Here is a 2,325-nt window from a genome sequence, read left to right on the forward strand (position 1 = left end):
GTCGGCGAGGGCGATCGCCAGCATCTTGGCCGGGTTCACCGTCAGGTCGCGGAAGGGCGAGCACTCCTGGGCGACCGCGTCGAGCGCGGTGGCGACGCTGTCGGCGTCGGCGCGGGGACCGAGGCGCACCTGCGCGAGGTAGTCGAGCATCACCACGGCGGTCGCGAGCTGGTCGCCGGTGACGGTGGGGAGCACGGTGGTGTAGCGCCCGGCCGCGTGCTCGGCGACCATCGAGGTGGGCGGACAGGCCACCACCACCTGGCAGCCGCGGCGTACCGCCTCGGCCACCGCGGACGCGGAACCGCTGTCGGAGCCCTCCGGGGCCAGCATCACGACCAGGTCGAGGCTGCCGGCCCACCCGGGCAGGGCCGGGGCGGGCCAGGCCACGAAGGGCACCGGGCACCACGGYTCGAGCACCGCACGCAGCAGGCGGGAGTCGGGACCCGCGGCGATGACGGCACGGGGCTGGTCCATGCCCTCCTGGCCGGCGATCGCCTCGGCGGTGGCGGCGGAGGCGTCGTGGGACTCGCGCCGGACCCGGGCGCCGCTCCCGGCGAGCTCTCGCAGCCGCGGGTCGTGGGCGGCCAGCACCTGCTCGTCGTCGAGCCTGGCCTCGTCGAACCACGTCACCATGACGTCAGCCCGGCCTGCGGGCCTCGTCGACGAGCAGCACCGGGATGTCGTCGCGGACCGGGTAGGCCAGGCCGCACGCGGTGCACACCAGCTCGTCGGACTCCTCGCGGAGGTCGCCGTGGCAGTCGGGGCAGACGATGATCTTGAGCAGCTGGGGATCGATGTTCACGCGTCACTCCTGATGGTGGTGAGGACCTCGTCGCGGATCCGCTCCATGGTGGGGCGGTCGCGGCCTTCGGCGTTGAGCCGCAGCAGCGGCTCGGTGTTGGACGGTCGGACGTTGAACCACCAGTCGTCGTGGGTGACGGTGAGGCCGTCGAGGCGGTCGGTCGTGGCACCGTCGTGGTCGGCGTACGCCGCCTCGATCCCCGCCACCACGGCGGCCTGGTCGGCGACGGTGGAGTTGATCTCGCCGCTCACGACGTAGCGCTCGTAGTCGGCCAGCAGTGCGCTGAGCGGCTGGTCGGTCCCGGCAAGTGCCGCCAGCGCGTGCAGGGCGGCCAGCATCCCCGAGTCGGCGCGCCAGAAGTCGCGGAAGTAGAAGTGCCCGCTGTGCTCCCCGCCGAAGATGGCCCCGGTCTCGGCCATGGTCGCCTTGATGTAGGAGTGACCGACGCGGGTCCGCACGGGGACACCGCCGAGCTCGCTGATGATCTCCGGCACACCGCGACTGGTGATGAGGTTGTGGATGACCGTGGCGCCCGGCTCCTTGGCCAGCTCGCGGGACGCGATGAGGGCCGTCAACGTGGAGGGGGAGACGGCGCGGCCCTGCTCGTCGACCAGGAAGCAGCGGTCGGCGTCGCCGTCGAAGGCCAGGCCGATGTCGGCCCGCTCGGCGACGACCCGCGCCTGGAGGTCCACGAGGTTGGCCGGCTCGATGGGGTTGGCCTCGTGGTGGGGGAAGGTCCCGTCGAGGTCGAAGTACATCGGCACCAGCTCGACCCGGTCCGCGCCCATGCGCTCGAAGACGGCCGGGGCGGTCAGGCCGGCCATCCCGCTGCCCGCGTCGATGACGACCTTGAGACGCCGTCCCTCGACGGGGGCCAGGGCCAGCAGGTGCGCGGCGTAGGCCTCGAGGACGTCCTGCTCGCTGATGCTGCCGGTCGCGGGCGCCGGCTGGTGGCCGCCGCGGACCACGCTGTCGCGGATGTCGGCCAGTCCGGTCTCCGAGCCGATCGGCACGGCCCCGGCGCGGCACATCTTCATGCCGTTGTACGCCGCAGGGTTGTGGCTCGCGGTGAACATCACGCCCGCGTGGCCGAGGTGCCCGGAGGCGAAGTAGAGCTGGTCGGTGCTCGCCAGCCCGATCATCACGACGTCCGCGCCGGCCGCGGTGGCGCCCGCCGCGAAGGCTCCGGCGAGGCCCGGCGAGCTGGGGCGCATGTCGTGCCCCACCACGATCACCGGGGCGCCCACCACCTCCACGAACGCGGATCCGGTGGCGAAGGCCAGCTCGTCGTCCAGCTGGTCCGGCACGGTGCCGCGGACGTCGTACGCCTTGAAGATGGCGTCGACGTTGGCGGCGTCGACCGTCGAGGTCGTGGGGGTCTGGGGCATGGCCCGCAGCCTAGACGCCGCGCCGGTCCGGCCACCGCGGCGGTGGCCGGGCGCGCCCGGTCAGGCGCCGGCCGGGCGCCGGTCAGTCGTTGGTCAGGACGCGGAGGTGGCCGCGCTTGGTGCCACGCCGCGGGT

The 2,325-nt window shown here is 73.6% G+C and carries 2 protein-coding genes and 1 pseudogene; all 3 read right to left on the bottom strand.

Going from position 1 to position 2,325, the window contains the following annotated elements; all coding sequences use genetic code 11:
• Positions 1-633: pseudogene (locus ACXJKL_RS19510) on the bottom strand (SIS domain-containing protein); the annotation flags it as partial.
• A gap of 4 nt (positions 634-637) precedes the next feature.
• Positions 638-802 carry a Trm112 family protein gene (locus ACXJKL_RS19515; RefSeq protein ID WP_457208657.1) on the bottom strand — a complete coding sequence of 55 codons (165 nt, stop codon included), beginning with the start codon at positions 800-802 and terminating at the stop codon, positions 638-640.
• Positions 799-2,190 (bottom strand): phosphomannomutase/phosphoglucomutase, encoded by a 1,392-nt coding sequence (locus ACXJKL_RS19520; protein ID WP_457208658.1) that lies wholly within the window; start codon positions 2,188-2,190, stop codon positions 799-801. The genes ACXJKL_RS19515 and ACXJKL_RS19520 overlap by 4 nt, the downstream gene beginning before the upstream one ends.
• Positions 2,191-2,325 lie beyond the last annotated feature (135 nt).

This window comes from Nocardioides sp. P5_C9_2 (assembly GCF_054049555.1).